This is a genomic window from Sinorhizobium numidicum (assembly GCF_029892045.1).
Taxonomy (GTDB): Bacteria; Pseudomonadota; Alphaproteobacteria; order Rhizobiales; family Rhizobiaceae; genus Sinorhizobium; species Sinorhizobium numidicum.
Genome location: NZ_CP120368.1, coordinates 2,325,027 through 2,348,252, shown reverse-complemented (window position 1 = coordinate 2,348,252; position 23,226 = coordinate 2,325,027). Strand labels below are relative to the sequence as shown.

Sequence of the window (23,226 nt, the reverse complement as noted above, 5' to 3'; positions counted from 1 at the left end):
CCCTTTCGAACGTCTTGCCGCCATGCCAGTACATCCGTGGTCATCAGCGGCGAAAAGCGTCAGGCAGCGCGGAGCTGGCCTGCGGACATCTTGCCCGACTTGTTGTCGCGCTCGAGCTCGAAGCCGAGTTTCTGACCTTCGACAATCGAATTCATGCCTGCGCGTTCAACAGCAGAGATGTGAACGAACACATCGGCGCTGCCGTCGTCAGGCTGAATGAAGCCGAAGCCCTTGGTGGAATTGAACCATTTAACTGTGCCAGTGGTCATAACGAACCCTTTCTTAGCAACATTGATCACCGCTGGGCGACGCGCAGCGGGGTTTCGACTTTTGAGAGAAGGAAGTTCGTCAAGAGACGCGCAAGGCGCAGCAAAAACAAATATCGGCAAACAAAGTATCGATGCTCTCTCATAGACCAGAGCGGCGGCCACGTCAACTTCTTGTTTCCCGAGAGGGGTCGAATGCAATCTATAATTGCGGAACATAAACGTCGCCTCCCCTCCACTGGAAACCGTCCAGCGCTAATCAGCACCACCACCGTCTGAATGCGATGATGAGGGCCAGTTCTTGTTCTGCGAGCATGCATGGGAGCTTGCCGTGCAGCATTTCGTTGCGGCCGCCGTCGCTTACGGATGGACAGAAGAAGAGGCACTGGTCGCGATAGCCAATATCGCGGATAACCTGGTGTTGGCAAATGCTGAGAAAATGGTGTCGACGATCTGCTCAGTTCGGTTCGGCTAAGCGATAAGAGCCGTTAGCAATGACCGCAACTGCCGCAAAGCTGACTCCGCGCCTCCCCCTGTCACACCCCTGTAAAACACCCCCTCTATCCCTCGGCGCCATCTTTCTCCCACCGAGGGCCACCCCATGAAACCGCTTCTCTCCGCCATCACCGCCGCGCTCGTTGCCGGTCTCCTCTCCACCGCCGCTTACGCCGAAAACCTCATCCTTTACACCAGCCAGCCGAATGAGGATGCGCAGGCGACGGTGGATGGGTTTGAGGCGGCGCATCCGGGGGTCGAGGTCGAGTGGGTGCGGGAGGGGACGACGAAGATCATGGCCAAGTTAATGGCCGAGATCGAGGCGGGCAATCCGGTGGCGGATGTGCTGCTGATTGCCGATACGGTGACGATGCAGCGGCTGAAGGAGGCGGGGGAGCTTCTCGCCTATAAGTCGCCAGAGGCGGCCGCTTACGACGCCGCGCTTCATGATGCCGACGGCGCCTATTATTCGACCAAGATGATCACCACCGGCATCATCTACAACACGTCGGCTCCGATGAAGGCCACCGGCTGGCAGGATCTCGCGAAACCGCAAGCGAAGGGGCTCGTGACCATGCCGAGCCCGCTCACCTCCGGGGCGGCGCTGATCCATGCGCAGACGCTTGCCGGCATTTCCGGCCTCGGCTGGGACTTTTACAAGGCGCTTGCCGAAAACGGCGCGACGGCCGCCGGCGGCAATGGCGGCGTGTTGAAGGCGGTCGCGACCGGCGAGAAGGCCTATGGCATGGTGGTCGATTTCATGGCGATCCGCGAGAAGGCGAGGGGTGCGCCGGTGGAATTCGTCTTCCCGGCCGAGGGCGTTTCCGCCGTCACCGAGCCGGTCGGCATTCTGAAGACCGCGAAGAACGCCGAAGCGGCGAAGCAATTCGTCGATTTTCTCCTGTCCGAGGAAGGCCAGAAGCTGGCGGTGAAGATGGGCTATATCCCGGCCCGCGAAGGCGTGGCGCTGCCGGAAGGCTATCCCGCCCGCGAGACGATCAAGGTGCTGCCGGTCGATGCGGCCGCGGCGGTGAAGAATTCCGAGGCGGATCTGAAGACATTCTCCGGCATCTTCGGCACCAATTGACCGCCGCATGACACGCGCGGATGAGATCGCCCGCAGCCGGCATTCTGACCGGCCGGGGCATCGCGGTGGCAATGGAGCAGGCGGCGCGGGGCGGGAGGCCCGGCCGCTTCAGCCGCATTCGTCCGAAGACGACAGGCTGCCGGCGGCACTGACACGGACATTGCGCGGCCTGGAGCCGCCGGCGCAGGCTTCCGCAAGGGAAGGCAAGTCCCGCTGGTGGAAGTTCAAGCGCGGGGGAAGGCGGTCTTCGCCGACCGGCGGCGAGCCCGGCTGGCTCATGCCGTTCGTGCTCGGCGCCGTCTTCCTGCTCTCGGTGCTGCCACTCATCCGCCTTGGCTGGGCCGGTTTTAGTGGGCTTACCGAGGGCGAGGGGGCTCAAGTGCTCTTCGAGCCCGCCACCTTCGCGGCGCTCCGCAACACATTGCTGACGGCGGCGGGCGGGACGGGGGTGTCGCTGGTCCTCGGCGCGCTCTTCGCCTTCGCCGTCGCGCTCACCGATATTCGCGGCAAGCTCATCCTGAGCTTCGCCTTCATGCTGCCGATGATGATCCCGCCGCAGGTGACGGCGCTTGCCTGGGTGGAGATGTCCGGCCCGGCGAGCCCGCTCTTGAAGACGCTCGGGCTGGCGCCGCCGCTCGGTAGCCCGCAGCCGCTCTATTCGCTTTCCGGCATTGCGCTTCTCCTTGGAGTGCAGCATGCGCCGCTCGTCTTCCTGGCGGTGAAAGCCGGACTGGCGGCGATACCGCGCGATGGCGTCGAGGCGGCGCGGCTTTCGGGCGCGTCACCTTTCCGCGTCTTTCGCGATATCGTGCTGCCGCTTGGGGTGCCCGGACTCGTCGCGGGTGCTGCGATCGCTTTCGTCTCCGGCATCGGCAATTTCGGCATTCCGGCAATCCTCGGCATTCCCGCCTCGATCGAGACGCTGCCGACCTTGATCTTCAGCCGGCTCGCGAGCTTCGGCGCCGCCACCTTCGGCGAGATCGCCATGCTCTCGACGCTGATCGCGCTGATCTCCGCCTCCGGCCTTCTCCTGCAGCAGCGGGCGCTTGCCGGGCGGGATTATCGCCTCATCCTTTCCGGCGCGAGTGCCGCCTTCTCGCTCGGGCGCTTGCGGATCGTCGCCGAGGCGCTGCTCTGGGTGATCCTTGCGCTGGTGCTTGCGGCGCCGCTTCTGGCGCTCGTCGCGAGCTCGCTGGTGCCGGCCTATGGCGTGCCGCTGAATTTTGAGACCATCTCGCTCAAGGCCTATGGCGAAATCCTCTTCCGCCAGTCGGTGACGCTGACCGCGCTCGGCAATTCGCTCTTCCTCGCCTCGGCCGCGGCGATCGGGCTGCTCGCTATCACGGTGCCGGCGGGCTATCTGCTCACCCGTCGGCGCGGCGCGCTCGCCAATTTCCTCGCGATCCTGATCGAGATCCCCTATGCGCTGCCCGGCATCGTGCTTGCCGTCGCTTTCATTCTCACCTTCGCCGCGCCGCTGCCGCTGATCGGCCTTTCGCTCTACGGCACGATCTGGATCATTCTCGTCGCTTATTTCTCGTCTTTCCTCGCCGTCAGCCTGAAGCCGGTGATGAGCGCCTTTCTGCAGATGGACCCCTCGCTCGAAGAGGCAGCAAGGCTTGCAGGCGCGGGCTTTTTCCACCGCATGCGCGACGTGCTGCTGCCGCTTGTCGCGCCCGCCGCGGGAGCTTCCGTCATCCTCGTGTTCCTGATTGCGGCGAACGAACTGACGGTCTCGGCGCTGCTCTGGTCGGCGGGCACGCAGACGCTCGGCGTCGCGATCTTCAATCTCGACGACAGCGGTTCGTCCGATCTCGCCTCGGCACTCTCCGTGCTCGTCGTCATCCTGGTGATCGCGCTGATGGCGGCGCTCGAATATTTCGCCAAATACCTGCCGGAGGGCGTGCTGCCGTGGCGCAACTGATCCTCAATCATTTGACCAAGGATTTCGGCAGCGGGCGGGCGGCCGTTTCCGACGTCTCGCTCGCCGTGCGCAAGCAGGGTTTCCTGGCGCTCCTCGGCCCCTCCGGCTGCGGCAAGACGACGGTGCTCCGGATGATCGCCGGCTTCGAGCAGCCGACGGATGGCTCGATCCATTTCGGCGAGCGGCGGCTTGCGGATGCCGGCCGGGCGCTGCCGCCGGAAAAACGCAACATGGCGATGGTGTTCCAGTCCTATGCGCTCTGGCCGCATATGACGGTCGCGGAAAATGTCGGCTATCCCTTGAAGGTGCGCGGCATTTCCGGCGAAGCCTGGCGGACCCGCGTCGGCGAGGCGCTGGCGCTGGTCAAGCTCACTGACTTTGCCGAGCGGCGGCCGGCCGCACTTTCCGGCGGGCAGCGGCAGCGCGTGGCGCTGGCGCGCTGCCTTGTGACGTCGCCGGACGTTGTGCTGCTCGACGAGCCGCTCGCCAATCTCGACCAGCATTTGCGCAAGGCGATGGAGGAGACCTTCCGCGCCTTTCACGAGCGCTCTGGCGCGACGATGATCTATGTGACGCATGACCAGGCGGAGGCGATGGCGCTCGCAACGGACGTGGCGGTGATGTCGGAAGGACGACTGCTGCAAGTGGCGTCGCCGGCGGAGATCTATGCACGGCCGGCGGGCTGCGTGGTCGGCGGCTTGATCGGCCGCGGCAGCATCCTGGGGCTGCCGCTGCCGGAGGGCGCGGAACGCCAGCTCGGCTGGCCGGCCTTGCGCCAGGCGCTCGACCTCGCCCGCAGGAAGGGCGCGTCGATCGAAGGACGGGTGCTTGCAGACGTGCTCATCCGCCCGGAACAGGTGCACCGCGGCGCCGACGGCATCACGATGCGGGTCTCTTCTTGCGTCTTCGAGGGTGAGCGCTTCGCACTGGACCTCTCGTTTCCGGGTGGGCAGCGGCTGAAGGCCTATAGCAGCGTGGCGATCGGCGCCGGGGCAGAGGTGCCCTTCATCATCAGCGGTGGCTGGCGGCTTTGAGGGGAGTGAAGACCGGGTGGCGGCGGGACACGTTCATCCGAAAATGCACCCGAAAAGAAACCGGTTGTTTATCGCAATCACTCCTGCCACTATGCGTGCCGAGACACTGTCATGCAAAACAAGGAGGAGATCATGAAACTCTATCAGGGCATGGGTCCCAGTTCCTATCGGGTGCGCATCTTCATGGCGGAGAAGGGGGTCGAACTGCCGATGGTGGAGATCGATTTCGCCAAAGGCGAGCACAAGACGCCGGAATTTCTGAAGCTCAACTCGCTCGGGCAGATTCCGGTGCTGGAGCTCGACGACGGCACGATCATCACCGAAAGCGTCGCGATCTGCCGCTACCTCGAGGAGACGCATCCCGAGCCGCCGCTCTTCGGAGCCGATGCCGTCGGCCGCGCCAAGGTCGAGATGTGGAACCGCCGCGCCGAGTTCGAACTCCTCGGCACGATCGGCAATGTCGCCCTGCATTCCGATGCCTTCTTCAAGGACCGGCTCGTGCAGTTCCCGGCCTTTGCCGAGACCGAGCGTCAGGCCGTACCGAAGAAATGGGCCTGGCTCGACCGCGAACTTGCCGACGGCCGGCCCTATCTCGCGGGCGACGACTTCTCGGTCGCCGACATCACCGCCGCGGTCTGCGGCTGGCTCGGCGAAGTCTTCGGCATGGAGATCCCGGCATCGCTTGAAAATGTCCACCGCTGGAACGAGCGGGTCAGGAGCCGGCCGAGCTGGAATGCGTGAGTGCGGGAGGCCACCGGGCCGGCCATGTGGGTCGGTCCGCACCGCGAGTTTAGCGCGGGATGAGGAAAAGTGTGCGCGGTTTTCCGCCCGCATCCCGCGCTAACTCGTTAGAATCGATCACGCTTTATGATTTTAGGTCGATTCGACCTAAAATCATCGTGATCTACAGCGCCGCGCGTCTTATCAGACGCGCAAAGGTCGCTGTAGCACTTTGACCTGCTGCATGTTTTTATCCTTAAATCGGCTCCGATTTAAGGAAACATGCAGTAGTGCAAGACCTCCACCGCTTCGGCTCCCGATACCCGATCAAATGTGATGTCCCGCGCGTCCTGCGGGAACCAGCCTTAGGCTCGCACGTTCCCCTGTCCAGGACGGGAACAGCCTGCACCGGAGGCGGCAGCTCATGTATTTCATGGCCCTTGCGACAGACTATGATGGCACTCTGGCCGATCACGGCGCCGTCAGCCCGGAAAGTCTGGAAGCGTTGAAAAGACTGAAGGAGACCGGCCGCAAGCTGCTGCTCGTTACCGGACGCGAGTTGCCCGATCTCAAGCGCGTCTTTCCCCACACTGCCCTGTTCGACAAGGTTGTCGCCGAGAATGGCGCCTTGCTCTATTCGCCCGATAGCGAGGAGGAGCGGCCGCTCGCGCCGTCGCCGCCGCCGGCTTTCGTCGAGCGCCTCAGGCAGAAGGGCGTCGACAGGATATCGGTCGGCCGCTCCATCGTGGCCACCTGGGAGCCTCATCAAACGGCGGCCCTCGAGGCGATCAACGAACTCGGCCTCGAACTCGAGATCATTTTCAACAAGGGCGCGGTCATGGTGCTTCCAAGCGGCGTCAACAAGGCAACCGGTCTGAAATCAGCGCTCAAGGAGATGCAGCTTTCCTTTCTGAACGTGGTCGCTGTCGGCGACGCGGAGAACGACCACGCGCTCTTGAGGATGTGTGGTTGCGGCGCTGCGGTCGCGAACGCTTTGCCGGCGCTGAAAGATACGGCCGACTTCGTGCTTGAAGGCGCGCGGGGCGCTGGCGTCGAGGAACTGATCTCGCAGGTTATCGAGCGCGACTATGCGTTCTGCGCCAATGCACGTCACCTGGTGCCGATCGGCGAGGATGACGAAGGGCCCGTCGAAATCGGACCTTCCGATGTGCTGTTGATCGCCGGAAGCTCCGGCATCGGCAAATCGACGCTCGCAACCGCCCTTTCGGAGCGATTTCGCGAGCGGCGTTGCCAGTTCTGCGTCTTCGATCCGGAAGGCGACTATGAAGGTCTCGAAGGCGCCGTAACCGTGGGCAGCAGCTCGGTTACGCCGACGGACAGAGAGGTGCTGGAACTCCTCGCCAATCCGGACGACAACGTCGTGGTCAGTGCGCTCGGCTTCGAACTCAAGGAGCGGCCCGCGTTTTTTGCCGAACTGATGTCGGGCCTGTCGGCACTTCGCGCCAGAAAGGGCAGACCGCACTGGCTGATTATCGATGAGGCCCACCACCTCATGCCCGCATCGCGCGACAGTGCCTCGCTGGCGCTTTCGAACGATATCTCGGGAACGATCATGATCACCGTTCATCCGGATTCCGTCTCGCCCAATGCGCTCGCGGCCGTGACCGCAGTTGCAGCGCTCGGGCCCAGGGCGCGCGAAGTGATCGAGACGGTTTGCGGGGCGGTCGGCGAAGTGACACCAGACGGCCTGGATGAGCCGCTGGAAGACGACGAGGTTCTTTTGTGGCGGCGCTCGAGCGATGCGCGCGTGCGGCGCATCCGGGTCGAAAAACCCCGGCAGGTTCACAAGCGGCACACGCGGAAATATGCCGAAGGGCATCTCGGTGAGGAGGCCAGCTTCTATTTCCGCGGTCCGGAGAACAAAATGAAGTTGCGCGCCCACAATTTGATCATCTTCCTGCAGATCGCCGAAGGGATCGATGACGAGACCTGGGAGTACCATCTGCGGGCCGGCGACTACTCGAAGTGGTTCGAAGAGCGCATCGGTGACCCGGACCTGGCGCAGGAAGCCGCAGGGATCGAAGAGGATCGTTCGCTCTCGCCCGCCGAGAGCCGCCAAAGGCTGGCCGAAGCCGTGCGCCGGCGCTACACCGCACCCGCATCCGAGAAGGACTGATAGCGAGGGCGTTGCCGCTGCATCAGCGCCGTGCGTCTTTTCAGACGCATGAAGATCGCCCGCATGGCAGCGATTTCTGCTCTACGGCCGATGAGCGGTGAAACAGGACGCTACCGCTTTGGCTTCTGCTTCGCTCCTGCACTCCTGCCGTCCGAGCTTTTAGAACGCTCTTCAAAGCGTTTGGCGCCTTTGGCGAGATCAGATCCCTTCTGCGCTTCCACCTTTTTCTCTTCTTTCGCGGCGCTCTTGTGCAGGTCGCGCGCGGCTCGCTTGCCCTTTGGCGTCGGGGCTTGTTCGACACCCATTGCAGTTACTCCTCCGCTGATGAATATGCGGCTTGAACGTACAGCGATGATCCTTGTTCCTTTACAGGGGGCGGTCTTCGGTACCTACCATGCTGCAGCGTTCTTCGGCTCACGCACGTAGCTGTGGACTTGCCTTGTTTTTGCCCCTCTTGCCTTCTCTCTGGCTTTTTTGAATTCCTAAAATGAGAGTGCCTGATTCGCGCCCGCCCGCTTTCGAGCGCAGTTTCCGGGGGACGGACAAGCTTTGACGGGAACTGCCCAAGGAGAAGAGCCATGACAGAATACAAGAAGCCGATCATCACGGAGATGCGCCCGAAAATCACTGTCATCGGCGTCGGTGGCGGCGGCGGCAACGCGATCAACAACATGATCGCCGAAAATCTGCAGGGGGTGGATTTCATCGCAGCCAATACGGATGCGCAGGCGCTTGCGATGTCGAACGCGGCGCGGCGGATACAGTTGGGCACCGCCGTCACCGAAGGCCTCGGCGCGGGCTCGCTGCCGGACATCGGTCACGCTGCCGCACAAGAGTCGATCGACGAGATCATGGATCACCTTGGCGGCACGCATATGTGCTTCGTCACCGCCGGTATGGGCGGCGGCACCGGCACGGGGGCAGCACCGGTGATTGCGGAAGCCGCGCGGCGCGCCGGCATTCTGACCGTCGCTGTCGTCACCAAGCCCTTCAGCTTCGAAGGCAAGCGGCGGATGCAGACGGCGGAGCAGGGCATCGAGCGGCTGCGCGAAAGTGCCGATACGGTGATCGTCATCCCCAACCAGAACCTCTTCCGCATCGCCGATGCCAAGACCACCTTTGCCGACGCCTTCATGATCGCCGACCGGGTGCTTTATTCCGGCGTAAGCTGCATCACCGACCTTATCGTCAAGGAAGGCCTGATGAACCTCGACTTCGCCGACGTGAAGACGGTGATGAAGGGCATGGGCCGGGCGATGATGGGGACGGGCGAGGCGACCGGCGACAGCCGCGCGATGATGGCGGCGGAAGCGGCGATCGCCAACCCGCTGCTCGACGAGGTCTCGATGCGCGGCGCCAAGGGCGTGCTGGTCTCGATCTCGGGCGGCATGGACATGACGCTGTTCGAGGTGGACGAGGCGGCAACCCGCATCCGCGAGGAAGTCTACGACGAGGCCGACATCGTCGTCGGCGCAATCTTCGACCGCAATCTCGACGGCACCTTCCGCGTGTCCGTCGTGGCGACGGGCCTCGATGGCGCGCGTGCAAGCAGCGACGCGACAAAGCCCGAGGTCATGAACGGCCAGCCGGCGCCGGCGTCGAGCCGTACGCTGCAATAATCGAAGGGTGGGGACGTGGTGTGGGCCGCGAACGGTAGTTCCGGATTGTAGTCCGCCCCTCGCCCCAGCCCTGTCCCCGCAGGCGGGGAGGGGGTGCTCCCGTGCGGCCTTAGAAACGGCGCCTATTCCGGGAGACCGGCGCGGCGCAAATCGGCCACGAACCGGTCGACGAAATCTTCTGACATGGCCGGCACGCTGCCGAAATAGAATTCGGCCCGTGCTTTCGCGGCGGTCATATCGGGGCGCCAACGGCGAAGGGCCTCGACCGCTTCGCGCGCTTCGGCGGTGCGGCCTTCGGCGCCAAGTGCGGCCGCCAGCACCATTGCCGGCCAGAAGGTGACGTTTTCCTGGCGCAGCGACGTGCGCGCTGCTTCGGCGGCTTCCGCGACCCGGCCCGACTGGTAATGGGCGAGCGCGAGCATGTTGTGGAAGGTCCAGCGATGCGGATCGCGCGGGCTCAGCCGGAACGCTTCGTTGATTTCGGCAATGCCTTCTTCCGGACGCTCGACGTAGCAGAGCGCCTGCCCGAGGGCGAAATGGCCCTGCGCAAAGCTCGGATCGAGCCTGAGCGCATTGCGCAGATGCTCGATGCCGCGCTCCGGCGCACCGCTCAGCGCTAAGGCCCGGCCGAGCGCCACATGCGCGGCGGGCTCGCGGTCGTCGAGGGCGATCGCCCGCCCGGCGAGGTCGATGGCGTCGCGGATGCGCTCGGCGCGCTCGTCCAGCGGGCCATACCAGCCGAGCTGGATGTGGACATAGGCAAGGCGCGCATGGGCCTGGGCGAAAGACGGCTCGAGGCCGATTGCCCGCTCGAAGAGCCCCTTCGCGATCTTCAGGTCGTCGAGATTGAACTTGTAGAGGTGCCAGAGCCCCTGCAGATAGATATTCCAGGCGTCCATATCTGCGGCGGTATGGCCGCGAAGGGCGGCAAACTCGATGATGCCGAGCTCCGGTCCGACGGTGCCGGTGATCTGGCCGGCAATCTCGTCCTGAAGCACGAAGACGTCGTCGAGCGTCCGATCATATCGTTCTGCCCAGAGGAGCATGCCGGTCTCGCCGCTCAATAATTGCGCCGTGATGCGGATGCGGTTTCCCGCCCGGCGAATGCTGCCTTCGATCACGTATTTTACGCCAAGGTCCTCCGCGACCTTGCGGACGTCCACGGGCTTGCCCTTGTAGGTGAAGGATGAGTTGCGGGCGACAACGCGCAGCCATCGGCAGCGGGCGAGCGTGGCGATCAGCTCCTCCGTGAAGCCGTCGGAAAAATGTTCCTGCTCGTCGACGCTCGACATGTTGATGAAGGGCAGCACGGCGATCGAGGGACGCTTGTGATCCGGCAAAGGCCGATCATCGGGGGCGGCCGCGGCCACCTGCTCACCGGTCTCGCCCGGCTGCCATCGCCAGACGCGGACCGGCCCGTGAATACCATCAAGCGTGCGGCGGCCGACGTCGAGCGCGGGAAAATCGAGTTTCGACCCGATCAGGTCGTAGACCTGCTGGGAAACGCAGATACCGCCCGGCGGCGCGATCTCCTGGAGGCGCGCAGCAAGCGTGACGCCGTCTCCGTGGAGGTCGCCCTCATCGACGATGATGTCGCCGAGGTGGATGCCGATGCGAAGCTCGATGCGCCCGGTTTCCGCGCCCTCATTGTGTTGCGACATCATATGCTGGATCGCCATTGCGCAGGCGACCGCATCGGTAACGCTCGCGAATTCCGCAAGCAGGCCGTCACCAGTCTGCTTGACGATACGTCCGCCGTGGTTGGCGACGGCAGGCGTGATCAAAGCGCCCCGGCATGCCTTCCACGCCCGGAACGTGCCGGCCTCGTCAAGCCCCATCAGCCGGCTATAACCGACGACATCCGCGTCGAGGATCGCTGCCAGCCGCCTCATGCGCCAATCTCCCGATCCTGCTGCATGGCTCCTCAAATCGCAGCCGATTCAAAGCCATGCGCCTATCCAAAGTGTTGCAGCCACCTTTGCGCGTCTTGAAAGACCCACGCTGCTGTGGGCGCGATGAACTGGATGCCGCCATCCGCTCGCCGCGCCGCCAAGTCCAGTTGGCGCGGGATGCGGGCGGAAACCGCTCGCACTTTCCTCGTCCCGATCCAAGAAGTGAACCGCGGGATACCGCCGAAAACCGCTTCCCATGTTTCCTGATCCCGCCCGAGAAGAGTAGCAACGGCAAGTGCCCGTGTCCATTACGCCGCCGCGCGTCTTTTCAGGTGCATAAAGCCGCTGTCGGCGTGAGAGGGGCAAAGGCCTTTCTTTCCCTCTCACCGCCTTGCCGACGACCGGAATCGACCCCGTGCGGACCTTCGTCACGAAAGGCACCAATGTCCGGTTCGGGGTTGCTCGCCCTTCGCCAAACACAGCACGAACGTCACGTGGTTGGCCAATTCCAGTCGTACATTTGACTGCCATCACGAGTACCGCCGAATAGCGAGGACGGCGATGTCAAATGTGGAGAGATGCCATGTTGAGGGGCACGTGCCTGTGCGGCAGTGTGAGCGTCGAGGTCACCGGCCCAATTGAACATCAGCCTGAAGCTTGCCATTGCAGGATGTGTCGGAAACAGTCTGGCCACGTCCTCGCTGCTGTGAATGTTCGGCGCGACGCGCTCTCAGTCGGCGGTGAGCAACACGTCCGTTGGTACCGATCGTCCGACAAGGTCGAACGTGGATTCTGTTCTGAGTGCGGCTCGACGTTGTTCTGGAAGCCCATGATTGATGGCTATCAGCTCACGGCTGTCTCGATGGGTCTATTCGATGGCCCGACCGGATTGCGTCTCTCCAAACACACATTCGTCGGGGACAAGGGCGACTACTACGAAATCACAGACGGTCTACCGCAGAGCGACAGCTAGTGACCGCGCGCTTTTTCTGAGTGGGTGATGGCCGAAATCGGCCGCCTCCGGTCGTTCAATGCCTCCGGTGAAAGACCGCTCATGGCGCTTCGTGCCGGTTCAGATACAAGTGCGCCAACGCGAACTTTGCACCCGAAAGCGACCTTCATTGGTCGGGACCGGGACGTCTGCAAAGGGGACGATCCATCCCGTAGCATGCGGTGGGAACAACCGCTTAGAATCCGATTTGCTGAGAAACTCAGCAAGCGAGGGCTTTAGCCCGTCATCGAGAGTTTCGCTCCGCAAAGGGCCAGATCGCGAATCCTGATTCCCAACTAGCCCGTGCAGGAAAATGCCAAACCCAGGTAGAACGCTAATCAACGACGAACCGTGTGCGCTGTAGGAACAGCCAAGATATCCAGGCTGGCGGAAAAGGACTGTCGGCGCTGACGGGATTGGCGTAAGCTACGGCCCTTGGGGTTGCATCCATGCACCGTATTGTCACGATTGCTGTTGTCGCGCTCGCGGCCGCCGCGCTTAGCTGTCCTGCACGGGCGGAGGTGCTGATCGGGGTCGCAGGCCCGATGACCGGAAAGCTCGAATGGACTGGCACGCAATTGAAGCGCGGCGCAGAGGTGGCTGTGGCCGACATCAATTCGGCGGGCGGCGTCCTCGGCCAGCAGGTGCGGCTCATCACGGTCGACGACTTCTGCGATCCCGAGCAAGCGGTGGCTGCTGCCCAAAAACTGGTGGCTGACGGTGTAGTGTTCGTCGTCGGGCACTACTGCTCTGGAGCCTCGATCCCGGCATCGAAGGTGTACGAGGCAGCAGGAGTTCTGCAGATTTCGCCATCCTCGACCAATCCGATGTTGACCGAGCAAGGCCGCGCCAACGTTTTCCGCGTCTGCAGTCGCGACGATGCGCAGGGCTTCGAGGCCGGCAACTACTTGGCCGATCATTGGAGCGACAAGAAGATCGCGATCCTTCACGACAACACGACGTATGGGAAGGGTCTCGCCGATGAGACAAGAAAGCAGCTGAACAAGCGGGGCGTGACCGAATCGATCTATGAAGGCTACACTCCCGGGAAAGACGACTACTCGGCCGAGATCAGCACGTTACAGGGGGCGGATATCGCCGTGCTGTACATGGGCGGGTATCATACCGAGGCTGCGCTTATGGTCCGCGCGGCGCGCGATCGGGGCTACTCGGTTCAACTGATCTCGGGTGACGATAGGCGACCGAGGCATTTGGCCTGATTGCCGGCCCGGCCGCCGAGGGCACGCTCTTCACCTTTGTCCCCGACCCGCGTCGAAACGCCGAAGCGGCCAAAGTCGTCGAACGATTCCGAGCCGAGAACTTCGAACCCGATTCCTGGACGCTGCACAGTTACGGCGCCGCCCAGACTTGGTCGCAGGCGGTCGAGAAGGCAGGCTCACTAGACCTCCAAGCCGTGATTGCGTCGCTGCGCGGCAATCAATTTGATACTGTGTTGGGCCGTGTGGACTTTGATAACAAGGGCGACCTCACTGTTCAGAGTTGGGTATGGTATGTCTGGAAGGGTGGCGAATACGTGCCGTTGGAGTAACGGACCACCGATCCGGCGGTTCGCTTTGAGCCAATCTGTGCAGACCCTATTGGCCGCGCCAGCTGAATCAATGCGTCGCCGCGATGGTTAAGCGTCTCGGCATACGCGGCCGCCTGTTGCTCGCTTTTTTTGGTATCAGCACCTTCGCGGTGCTCGCGACAGCCGCCGCTCTCTATGCCTTCCTCGAGGTGGGGGAGGTCGTCGAGCGCATCACCAAGGAGCGTGTGCCGTCGGCGCTCGCGTCTCTCCAGCTGTCGCGCCAGGCCGAGCGGGTCGCCGCCAGTGCGCCCGCCGTACTTGCTTCGACCAGCAAGGCTCAGCACAACGAGGTCTCGGCTGCGATCGCGGCCGAGATGACGCGCCTCGAGGAACTGCTTGCCGCTCTCAAAGGCGCCAAGACTAACACGGCGGTGGTGGCTGAGATCGAGGCTGCGGTGCTTGGTCTGCGGCGCAATCTCGACGCCCTAAACGATGTTGTCGCCGCCCGCCTCACCGTGGTGGCGCGCAAAGAGGAACTGTTACGCCGCCTGTCGGCTACGACAAATGCAAGCCAGCGCCTTCTGGCGCCCGGTATGCTCGTGATGAATTCCAAACTCCAGCAATGGCGGGCGGTCACAGCCGACACGTCGCTCGCGTCGGATCGAGGCGCGGAGGCGACGGCCGACCTGGTCCAGTCGATAGCGGCCTATATCCCGCAGCAGAAGGCGCAGCAGGAGATCTCGGCCGTCGACGACGCGCTGGTCAACACGGCGGAAGCGCCAACGCCCGGCGATCTGGCCTTGACTCTGTTTCCGCTGCGCCGGTCACTCGCCGTTCTCGACACGATCTCCAACGAGATCGACGAAAGGCTGCAAAGCCGTTTCCAGCAGCGGGTCAACGAGTTCAAGGCACTGATCGACGGTGGAAACAGCATTCCGAAGGCGCGACAGGACGAGTTCGCCGTCGTGGCGCAGGGCGAGGAGCTTCTGGCTGAAAACAATCAGCTGTCGCGTAGTCTTACCGCCGCCGTCGATCGCCTGGTCGCCGCGGCAGACCGCGAGATCACCGCGTCCGGTCTCGAAGCCGCGGTCGTCCAGCGCTACGGGACCGGAGTTGTCCTTGGCTCCGCCTTTCTCAGCCTCTTGAGTTCCGTTCTTGTTGTTTGGCTCTATGTCGACCGTAGCCTCCTCGCCCGTCTGGGAGGGGTGAGCCAAAGCATGCTTGCGATCGCCGGCGGCAATCTTCATGTGCCATTGCCTGCCGCGGGCCATGACGAAATCGGCCGCATGGCCGAGGCGCTCAGGCTCTTTCGGGACACCGCAGTCGAGATCGAGGAAAAGAACCTGCGCGAGGTCGCCGAAGCGCGCCAGCGCCTCATAGATGCCATCGAGAGCATCTCCGAGGGATTCGCTCTCTACGACGCGGAGGACCGGCTTGTCCTTAGCAATAGCCGCTACCGCGAACTGCTCTACAGCGACCTTGCGATCGAACTGACGCCCGGCACGATATTCGAGCACATCATTCGCCGATCCGCTGAGCGCGGCTACATCAGGGATGCTGAGGGGCGGTTCGAGGAATGGGTCGCCGAGCGGCTCGCCCGGCACCGCAACCCTGGCGAACCCTGGGTGCAGCGGCGAGGCGACGGGCGATGGATCATGATAAGCGAGCGGCGGATCACCGGCGGCGGCACCGTCGCAGTCTACTCGGATATTACCGAGCTGAAGCAACGGGAGGAGAACCTCGCCGAGAAATCCGCGGCTCTCGAGGCGCTTTCCAGCAAGCTGGCGAAATACCTGGCGCCCCAGGTGTACAACTCGATATTCACTGGACGTCAGGACGTCAGGATCGCCAGCCAGCGGAAGAAGCTGACAATATGCTTCTCGGATATCGCCGGGTTTACCGAGGCCAGTGACAAAATGGAGTCCGAGGTTCTCACCCAGCTCCTCAACCACTATCTGACGGAAATGTCGAAAATTGCTTCCGATCACGGCGCGACGATCGATAAGTATGTCGGCGATGCGATCGTGATGTTTTTCGGCGATCCGGAGACTCGCGGCGTCAAGGAGGACGCGCTCGCCTGTGTTCGGATGGCTCTCACCATGCAGAAGCGGATGAGCGAACTTGCCGAAATCTGGCGCGACATTGGAATTGAAACACCGCTGCAATGCCGCATCGGCATTCACACCGACTACTGCACTGTCGGCAACTTCGGCAGCGAGGACCGGATGGACTACACGATAATCGGCGGCGCTGTGAATCTCGCCTCACGTCTTGAGCAGGAGGCGCAGCCAGGGACCGTGCTCATTTCCTATGAGACGTTTGCGCAAGTGAAGGACATGATCGACTGCGACGTACTGGGGCACATCCACGTCAAGGGGATCGCCTATCCGGTCGCCACCTATCGCGTCATCGATCTGAAGGGCAATCTTGTCGCTGCCCGGCGCCCCGTTCGAACCGAACTGCCGCATCTCAGACTAGAAGCTGAGCCCGAGTTGATGTCTGCTGACGAGCGTGACCAAGCCGCCACTGCGCTTCGAGACGTGCTCGATCGACTTTGTCACAAGCCTGGGTAGGAGGGCTCGCCCGGGGCGCGGATGGTCGCCTTCTACAGCTCACCTCGTCGATCAATCACAGCTAGGCATGCGCCTCGGCCAGCGTCGCCTTTGGGATCGAGACTCGGCCTTCCCGACGGCGCTGACAAGGTCCGGAATTGGCGCTTCTTTCGCGTTGCTCGCGAGGCAAGGTAGGGCAGAAAACCACCCATCGCAGCCGCCAGAAACGATCGTGGTGAACGAGTCGATTGAGCCCCAAAGCAGATGTTGCTGGTCTTGATCCTTGTCGCTCTGATACGGCCCAGTCAGTTTACGATTGCCCTCTCGCTTTCCACCGCTTCGACCAGCCGGTCCAAGCCTTCCTCCGTCCCCACAAGCCGTTGGTCTCTTGCGGCCCTGCCTCCTGCGAGGATTGCGACCTGCTCGGTAAAGGTCATTTTGGTCTTGCGTCCGACCGTCTTGAAAGTGATCGTCACAAGCGAGGCGGAGAGCCGCGCGCCGGCGAAGCTCATTTCATAGGCGTATATGATCCGCTGCTCAGGCACGATGTCGAGATAGTGAGCGTGGAAGGTCTGCTCGTCGCCCGCGGGCGTGCGCCACCGCTTCACCTCCGTACCGCCCACCGAAAAATCGAACCTGTCTTCCAGCACGAGCCAATCGGGATGACAGCCACTCCAGCGGGCCTTCAGTTCTGCCTCTGACCAGAAACGAAATGCATGCCTCGGGCTCGCCGAAAGCTCCCGTTCAACGACAAAGCTGGTATGTTCGATGCGTTGGCTCGTTGTCATTCTTCATTCTCCTCGGGAAATTCGGCAATGGCCCGCTCGAGACGGTCGAAGGCCGCATTGATGGCCGCCCGCCGTTCAGCAAGCCATTCATTGATAATACTGAAGGCGGTTGGGCTGATCTCGTATGTTCGTACCCGGCCGGCCTTGCGCGACACGACGATCCCCCCATCTTCGAGCACCCTGAGATGTTTCAGAGCAGAGGGCAGCCGCATTCCGACGGGTTCGGCCAGCTCCTTGACCGATGCCGGGCGAGCGCACAGGCGCTCCACCATTGCCCGGCGGCCGGGGTCGGCGAGAGCGGTGAATATGCGATCAAGCGGTGCGGCTTCCAAAGCAGGTCTCCCTTACGATTGAAGCTCAAGGAACCGCTCCGGCATGGCGTCGCGGTAGGGGAATATCGAAAAGTAGGGTCGCGCCTCCGTTAGCGTCCGCCGCACCGACGGGCGCTCCAGAAGACGCTCGACATAGCGGCTTAGATGCACCTGACCCTTGCCGAACGGATGAACGATGGAGGCAAAAAACAGGCCCGGCGCGGCGGCGCAATCGGCAATGGTGAATTGGTCGCCAGTGGCCCAGTGAGTGGCCGCGACTTGGGCGTCGGTCATCGCGTAAGCGGTATCCAGCGTCTTACGGGCGTCTGCGACTCCGATCGGGTCTCTGCCGTCCTCAGGGCGTATCCGGTCCGTCACGATCTTCTGCACGGGTGCACTGACATAAAGATCGAAGAAGCGGTCCCACAGCCGCGCCTCAAGCCTCGCATTCTCGCCTTCTGGAAGCAGCGCCACAGGACCGGGATAGTGTTGCTGCAAATACTCGATGATGATGCTCGTCTCCGGGACCGTTTGATCGCGGGTATGGTCGTGCAGCACAGGGATTTTGCCAATCGGCCATTTCTCCAAAAGCATCGCAGCGGAGCCAGGATCGCCCAGATCGACGGTCTCGGCGCGAAAATCGATTTCGTTCTCGTAAAGGGCGATCAGCACCTTGTGACAGAACGACGCCAGCGGGTGGAGATAAAGGGTCAAAGCCATCGCAGAGCCTTTCATGAAAGTTTCTCACGACGGAAACTATTTGGGCGAGGCGACGGAGTCAACATTAGTTTCCTTACATGGAAACTGAGCCTGATTGGGCACTGATGACCGCTGCATAGGCGGCTATTCCGCGCGTTTGCGTTGGACTTCCGCTCTCTCCACCCTTCGGAGATGTTGCCCGAAAGGGCCTTCGAAGTCTGCTTCGCGCCCATGAACTGCCCCGTGTGGCATTTGCCGCTGATACAGTATTTTTGACGGCGCAGAACGCGGGCGGAAAACCGCTTTACACTTTTCCTCGTCCCGCGCCCGTCAATCGGGACCGGATGGCAAAGAGCCCGGCGATGGTCAGCGCTGTAAAGGTGGCGCCGGCGAGGAAGGTTGCCTCAGGGCCGGCGATGTCCCAGAGCGCGCCGGCGAGGACGCTCGCAAGCAGCAGTGCGACGCCGCCGACTAGGTTGAACATGCCGAAGGCGGTTCCGCGCAGTTCCGCCGGCGCGGTCTCGGCGATCAAGGTTGCGAGCAGGCCCTGCGTGAAGCCCATGTGGAGCCCCCAAAGTACGACGCCTGTGCCGAGGGCGGCGATGCCGCTCGCAAGCGCGAGAACGATATCGGCGAGGAGCAGGAGGGCGAGGCCGAGCACGAGCAGGGTCAGGCGGTCGACGCGGTCGGAGAGGACGCCGGCCGGATAGGCGGACAGCGAATAGGCGAGGCTCATGACCACCAGGACGATCGGGACGAGCGACGGAGCGAGACCGATCGATTGCGCGCGAAGGATAAGGAAGGCTTCGCTGAAGCGCGCGAGCGTGAAGATGGCGGCGACGGCGACGACCCACCAATAGGCCGGTCCGAGCCGCCGCAGTTCATCGCGATGGAGCGGCATTCGGACGCGGCGAAGCTCCTTCGGCCGCTCCGGCTCCCGAACGGCAAGGAGGATCACGCCGACCGAGAGGAATGCCGGAATGACGGCGAACCAGAACACGGTCTGAAAGTGATCCGCAGTCAGCCACATCAGCCCGATGGCGAGGAGCGGACCGAGGAAGGCGCCGATCGTATCGAGCGACTGGCGCAGGCCGAAGCTCGCCCCGCGCAGGTGCGGCGGAGCGAGATCGGCGACGAGCGCGTCGCGCGGCGCGCCGCGTATGCCCTTTCCGACGCGGTCGACGAAACGGGCCGCCACCAGCCATTCGATGGAGGAGGCGAGCGGAAAGATCGGCTTGGTGAGGGCCGCAAGACCATAGCCGAGGGCGGCGAGCAATTTGCGCTTGCCGAGCCAGTCGCTGAGCGCGCCGGAAAAGACCTTGGTGATCGAGGCGGTCGCCTCGGCGATCCCCTCGATGAGGCCGACGGCGAATGTGGAGGTGCCGAGCACCGCGACCATATAGACGGGCAACAGCGCGTGGATCATCTCGGAGGAGATATCCATCAGCATCGAAACGAAGCCGAGGGCCCAGACCCCGGCGGGAATGCCACGGCGCGAAATCGTCTCGATCGTCATGTCACCCTGCGTTGTCTCGCCATCCTCTGCTTCCCATTCTTCCGCAGCTGCCGACGGGTTGCGACGTGGCTTCTGCGATGAGTCGCAAGAATATGCTACAGCGCCGTGCGTCTTTTCAGACGCACAAAGGTCGCTGTAGCACTTTGAATTGCTGCATGTTTTTATCCTTGAATCGGCTCCGATTTAAGGAAACATGCAGTGGGCGCATCTGCTGTTGCTGTCTGCAATCGGCGGGGCAGCAGGCTGGATGAGCGGGAGATTGCATGGGCCGCGCACGGCCTCCGGGCTTGCCATCCGGTGCTAATTGTCGCCCTTGAAGAACGCGCCGTAGTCATCGAGGTTCTTCGTCCGCGCGGCGATCACGCCGGCGCGGCAGGCGAGGAAATCCAGCACCTGTCCCTCGCGGCCCCAGTCACCGTTTGCATAGAAGGCGCAGGCGCTTTCCTTGTAGGCATTCCAGAGGCGCTGCTCGGCGAGCATGTCGGTTCTGGTCTGGCCGCTCGTCTCCGCAAACACGGTCTTCCAGGTGGCGTTCAGCTTGTCGTCCTCGCGCTTCACCCACTGGCTTCCGCATTGCGCGAAGCTCGCGTTGTCAGAGACTTTGGCGATGCATTTATCGTAGAGGTCGTCGGAGAATGCGGGAACCATCATTGCCGCGACCGAAGCCAGAAAAATGGCCAGCATGACCGAAAATCGCTCAGTTTTCTTCATTAGCCAGCTCCAACCTCATGCCCTTTGTTGCACCAGAACTCCAGCGCCGTGGGTCTTTGCCGACGCACAAGATCGCTGCGGCGCTTTTCACTCGCCGCGTGGTCTTCCTTAAATCGATTAGGATCTAAGGAACCATGCAGTGCTCTGATCGCAACAGGAGATTGCATTTAATCTCAAGCGATTGCAACGGATTGGATCGGTCATTCGGGATTGCCGGACGCGCGGGGGAGGGAAGTCGGAAATGCTGTCTTCAATCTGCTTTGTGCTTTTTGCCTTGCCGCCCGCACGATGGCATTGCAAGGTTTCTAACGGAGTGTCGCATCGCCATTGCGAGGGACTCCGACATTGAAATGCGCCTGATCTCTCGGAATTCTATTCCGCTTTCGAGGGTGGGCTGGACCGGCAAGGGGACATGCATGCCACGACGCTACGCGATCTACGACGTCTTCACCGAGAAGCGTCTGGAGGGGAATCCTCTCGCGGTGATTTTCGACGGCGAGGGCTTAAGCGACAGGGCCATGCAGGCGATCGCCCAGGAATTCAACCTGTCCGAGACGGTCTTCGTGCAGCGGCCGGGGAGTGCCGCGCATTCCGCCCGCCTCAGGATCTTCACGCCGGTATTTGAACTGCCGTTCGCCGGGCATCCGACGGTTGGGGCGGCCGTGGCCATTGCCGAGGCGCTCTACGGTGATTCCGGCAAGGCGCTCGATCTGATGCAGGTGCTGGAAGAGAAAGTGGGCCCGGTGCGCTCGGCGGTGCGGCTGAAGCCGGGGGAGGCGACCTTTGCCGAATTCGACCTGCCACGCAAGCCGAGCCGGCTGGAGGCGCGCTTCGACAAGCAGGCGATCGCCGACGCGCTGAGCCTCAAGACGACGCAGATCGGCTTCGAGAACCATGTGATCTCGTTCTGGAGCGCGGGCGTTCCCTTCGTGATGGTGCCGCTGCACGACGTCGGCGCAGCGGCTGCCGTGGAATTCGATCCGCAGCGCTGGGAGCAACTGGCGCCGCTGGCGGAAGGCCGGCTCGCCGCCGCCTATCTCTATTGCCGCGGCGGCATCAACCATATGGCCCGCTTCCACGCCCGCATGTTTTCTTCCGAGATGGGCCTTGCCGAAGACCCCGCGACCGGCGCGGCGGCAGCGGCACTTTCCGGTGCGATCAACCTTTTCGACGAACTGGTCGACGGACATCACCCGATCCTGATCGAGCAAGGGGTGGAGATGGGCCGCCCTTCCTTCATCCACCTGCATCTCGACATCGCCGGCAGCAAGATCGCCACCGCCCGCATAGGCGGCCATGCGGTGAAGATTGCCGAGGGGGAATTGGCCGTCTGACTGCCGGCAGGACGGTCTGATTTTTTCCCGAGAATTTTGAAAAGGGTGCTGGACAAGCCGAGCGAACGCCATTATACGCCCCTCCAGACCGCAGCAACGCGGTTTTGGACGGGTGATTAGCTCAGTTGGTAGAGCAGCTGACTCTTAATCAGCGGGTCCACGGTTCGAGCCCGTGATCACCCACCAATCTTTTCAAAGACTTACCGCGATACCTTCACCTAAAACATTGATGCTTTTTGCGTTCGGGTAACGTTGGGGTGACCGCGGACGATCAGAAGTGCCAGATGTTCGGCAAAGCAGGCTCCGATGACCATCGGCGGTGCATGTTCTATACTTACGGCGAGCGCGAGCGGCGGACGGCCGCCAACAATCAGGCAGCGGCGGCGGTGCTGGTCGGCGCGGCGGCCGTGGGGCTGGCGGCGGCGGCAGTTGCAACCGCGCCGCGCTATCCGCGCTACTGGTGCGGCCGCTGGAGCTGCCATTATTACTGAGGCGGCGACCCGCTCCGGAGCCATCGGCCCACAGTAACCCGTTTGGGTGGGGCCCCTAACCTTGACCGCAACCTAACGCTGTGCGACGCTACCGCCTCTCGGTTATAGTGCGTTGGGGGCAAGCACGAATCTTTCTACTGCTGAACAGATCCTCGTCGAGCAGTGGGTGACGAACGAGGCGAAGTCAACCGTCGTTGCTTACCTGCTATGGTTATTCTTGGGCGGTCTAGGAGCGCACAGGTTCTATATCGGGCGCACCGGAAGCGGCGTGGCCATCCTTGCCCTGCTCGTGATTGGTGTCGCCACGGCTGGCGTCGGGATCGGGAGCCTAGTCATTGTCGCGTCGGCTATATGGCTGCTGGTCGACCTGTTTCTCATCCCTGGCATGATTCGGCAGCAGAAGGAGGAGGTGCGGAACAGCTTCAGCAAGCAGATGTATACCGAACGCGTTCTCGCTCCGGAGCGATCGGAACGATGACGGGGCGCTTTGTCCTTACTCGCCTGCCTGCCATTGCTGTAATGCACGAGCAAAAACGTACATGGCGCCGGCAAGCGCCTACCGCTGCTTGACGATCCCGTAAGGCTCCTGACAGGTCCACATTAGCCCACCGAGCGGGATGCTGTCCCATGCTCGGTACCAATCGGAGGCGTCTTCCTCGATCCACTCTGAGCAAGCCAGGAGGAGATCCGACGTTGCCCAGGCAGTGTACTCGTTGATGAAGCCCTGATTGCCCTTGGTCTCCGCCAGCGTGGAGACGACGAGCCTCAAATGGCCCTCGCCATGCTTCTCGAGGATTCGGCACATCGTCGCCACAGCCCGAGTTTGCCCCGGCTTCGGAAACTCATTCGCGCGGATGATCTCGACGCGACATTAAACTCCGCACAGATGGAGCGCTTTGGGCATGGTCAATTCCTCACTGCCTGTTGAACCGCACGGCGGAATTCGTCTGCCATCGCCTGCCGAGCCCTGGCGTCTCCGGTGTCACCATGGAATTGGTGTCGGCGATGCGTGGCAACCAGTCATCAAACCTGGATCGGAAACGATATTGGACGCGCACGGCCGCTCCGTCATAAAAACGCGGCAAGCGATGCCGCCGAAATGCGGGTGACAAGAGAAATCCTGCAGCGCAT

General features: G+C 62.6%; 21 protein-coding genes, 1 tRNA gene and 2 pseudogenes. 15 read left to right on the top strand and 9 right to left on the bottom strand.

Annotated elements, in window-relative coordinates:
- Positions 1-59: 59 nt before the first annotated feature.
- Complete coding sequence (locus PYH37_RS22495) at positions 60-269, bottom strand: cold-shock protein (protein WP_011970048.1); 210 nt, start codon at positions 267-269, stop codon at positions 60-62.
- 328 nt (positions 270-597) lie between these two features.
- On the opposite strand from PYH37_RS22495, the gene PYH37_RS22490 reads away from it, so the two are divergent.
- The 6 genes from PYH37_RS22490 (at position 598) to PYH37_RS22465 (ending at position 7,663) form a co-directional block, all read left to right on the top strand.
- Positions 598-741 (top strand): hypothetical protein, encoded by a 144-nt coding sequence (locus PYH37_RS22490; protein ID WP_280733620.1) that lies wholly within the window; start codon positions 598-600, stop codon positions 739-741.
- 126 nt (positions 742-867) lie between these two features.
- Positions 868-1,848, top strand: coding sequence for an ABC transporter substrate-binding protein (locus tag PYH37_RS22485; protein ID WP_280733619.1), 981 nt, complete (start codon positions 868-870; stop codon positions 1,846-1,848).
- A 277-nt stretch (positions 1,849-2,125) separates the two neighbouring features.
- On the top strand, positions 2,126-3,772 hold the full coding sequence (locus PYH37_RS22480) for an ABC transporter permease (RefSeq protein ID WP_280736139.1): 1,647 nt from the start codon (positions 2,126-2,128) through the stop codon (positions 3,770-3,772).
- Positions 3,760-4,806: an ABC transporter ATP-binding protein gene (locus PYH37_RS22475; RefSeq protein WP_280733618.1), complete on the top strand. Its 1,047-nt coding sequence runs from the start codon at positions 3,760-3,762 to the stop codon at positions 4,804-4,806. Before PYH37_RS22480 ends, PYH37_RS22475 begins: the two co-directional genes overlap by 13 nt.
- Positions 4,807-4,938: 132 nt before the next feature.
- On the top strand, positions 4,939-5,547 hold the full coding sequence (locus PYH37_RS22470; RefSeq protein ID WP_280733617.1) for a glutathione S-transferase family protein: 609 nt from the start codon (positions 4,939-4,941) through the stop codon (positions 5,545-5,547).
- Positions 5,548-5,950: 403 nt separating this feature from the next.
- Positions 5,951-7,663, top strand: a complete 1,713-nt coding sequence (locus tag PYH37_RS22465) for an HAD family hydrolase (protein ID WP_280733616.1) — start codon at positions 5,951-5,953, stop codon at positions 7,661-7,663.
- A gap of 110 nt (positions 7,664-7,773) precedes the next feature.
- On the opposite strand, the gene PYH37_RS22460 is transcribed toward PYH37_RS22465, so the two are convergent.
- On the bottom strand, positions 7,774-7,968 hold the full coding sequence (locus tag PYH37_RS22460) for a hypothetical protein (RefSeq protein WP_280733615.1): 195 nt from the start codon (positions 7,966-7,968) through the stop codon (positions 7,774-7,776).
- A gap of 273 nt (positions 7,969-8,241) precedes the next feature.
- Here PYH37_RS22460 and ftsZ point away from each other — a divergent pair, with 273 nt between their 5' ends.
- Positions 8,242-9,282: a cell division protein FtsZ gene (gene ftsZ / locus PYH37_RS22455; RefSeq protein ID WP_280733613.1), complete on the top strand. Its 1,041-nt coding sequence runs from the start codon at positions 8,242-8,244 to the stop codon at positions 9,280-9,282.
- Between the two features lie 122 nt (positions 9,283-9,404).
- Here ftsZ and PYH37_RS22450 read toward each other — a convergent pair whose 3' ends face one another.
- Positions 9,405-11,174 (bottom strand): adenylate/guanylate cyclase domain-containing protein, encoded by a 1,770-nt coding sequence (locus tag PYH37_RS22450; RefSeq protein ID WP_280733612.1) that lies wholly within the window; start codon positions 11,172-11,174, stop codon positions 9,405-9,407.
- Between the two features lie 568 nt (positions 11,175-11,742).
- Here PYH37_RS22450 and PYH37_RS22445 point away from each other — a divergent pair.
- The 3 genes and pseudogenes from PYH37_RS22445 (at position 11,743) to PYH37_RS22435 (ending at position 16,266) form a co-directional block, all read left to right on the top strand.
- The gene (locus PYH37_RS22445) at positions 11,743-12,147 is read left to right on the top strand and encodes a GFA family protein (protein WP_342394661.1); all 405 of its coding nucleotides are present in this window, start codon (positions 11,743-11,745) and stop codon (positions 12,145-12,147) included.
- Between the two features lie 467 nt (positions 12,148-12,614).
- Positions 12,615-13,714: pseudogene (locus PYH37_RS22440) on the top strand (branched-chain amino acid ABC transporter substrate-binding protein).
- A gap of 83 nt (positions 13,715-13,797) precedes the next feature.
- Entirely contained in the window at positions 13,798-16,266 is a 2,469-nt protein-coding gene (locus PYH37_RS22435; protein ID WP_280733611.1) for an adenylate/guanylate cyclase domain-containing protein, read from the top strand.
- A gap of 284 nt (positions 16,267-16,550) precedes the next feature.
- Here the strand turns inward: PYH37_RS22435 and PYH37_RS22430 are convergent, their stop codons facing one another.
- The 5 genes from PYH37_RS22430 to PYH37_RS22410 all read right to left on the bottom strand — a co-directional run bounded on the left by PYH37_RS22430 (position 16,551) and on the right by PYH37_RS22410 (position 20,270).
- Complete coding sequence (locus PYH37_RS22430) at positions 16,551-17,033, bottom strand: SRPBCC family protein (protein WP_280733609.1); 483 nt, start codon at positions 17,031-17,033, stop codon at positions 16,551-16,553.
- Entirely contained in the window at positions 17,030-17,365 is a 336-nt protein-coding gene (locus PYH37_RS22425) for an ArsR/SmtB family transcription factor (protein ID WP_280733608.1), read from the bottom strand. The genes PYH37_RS22430 and PYH37_RS22425 overlap by 4 nt, the downstream gene beginning before the upstream one ends.
- A 12-nt stretch (positions 17,366-17,377) precedes the next feature.
- Entirely contained in the window at positions 17,378-18,064 is a 687-nt protein-coding gene (locus PYH37_RS22420) for a glutathione S-transferase family protein (RefSeq protein WP_280733607.1), read from the bottom strand.
- A 283-nt stretch (positions 18,065-18,347) separates the two neighbouring features.
- Positions 18,348-19,559, bottom strand: coding sequence for an MFS transporter (locus PYH37_RS22415; protein ID WP_280733605.1), 1,212 nt, complete (start codon positions 19,557-19,559; stop codon positions 18,348-18,350).
- 300 nt (positions 19,560-19,859) lie between these two features.
- On the bottom strand, positions 19,860-20,270 hold the full coding sequence (locus tag PYH37_RS22410) for a lysozyme inhibitor LprI family protein (RefSeq protein ID WP_280733604.1): 411 nt from the start codon (positions 20,268-20,270) through the stop codon (positions 19,860-19,862).
- A 416-nt stretch (positions 20,271-20,686) separates the two neighbouring features.
- Between PYH37_RS22410 and PYH37_RS22405 the strand changes: the two genes are divergently transcribed.
- From PYH37_RS22405 to PYH37_RS22390, 5 genes and pseudogenes are all read left to right on the top strand, one after another.
- Complete coding sequence (locus PYH37_RS22405) at positions 20,687-21,604, top strand: PhzF family phenazine biosynthesis protein (RefSeq protein ID WP_280736137.1); 918 nt, start codon at positions 20,687-20,689, stop codon at positions 21,602-21,604.
- Positions 21,605-21,714: 110 nt separating this feature from the next.
- A tRNA-Lys gene (locus tag PYH37_RS22400) sits at positions 21,715-21,790 on the top strand.
- Between the two features lie 98 nt (positions 21,791-21,888).
- Positions 21,889-22,095 carry a hypothetical protein gene (locus PYH37_RS22395; protein WP_280733603.1) on the top strand — a complete coding sequence of 69 codons (207 nt, stop codon included), beginning with the start codon at positions 21,889-21,891 and terminating at the stop codon, positions 22,093-22,095.
- A gap of 166 nt (positions 22,096-22,261) precedes the next feature.
- Positions 22,262-22,363 (top strand): annotated as a pseudogene (locus tag PYH37_RS32265) (NINE protein); the annotation flags it as partial.
- A complete protein-coding gene (locus PYH37_RS22390) occupies positions 22,364-22,573 on the top strand; it encodes a hypothetical protein (protein ID WP_342394681.1) in 210 nt (69 codons plus the stop codon). It abuts the pseudogene before it with no gap.
- 78 nt (positions 22,574-22,651) lie between these two features.
- Here the strand turns inward: PYH37_RS22390 and PYH37_RS22385 are convergent, their stop codons facing one another.
- Positions 22,652-22,900 carry a hypothetical protein gene (locus PYH37_RS22385; RefSeq protein ID WP_280733602.1) on the bottom strand — a complete coding sequence of 83 codons (249 nt, stop codon included), beginning with the start codon at positions 22,898-22,900 and terminating at the stop codon, positions 22,652-22,654.
- Positions 22,901-23,226 lie beyond the last annotated feature (326 nt).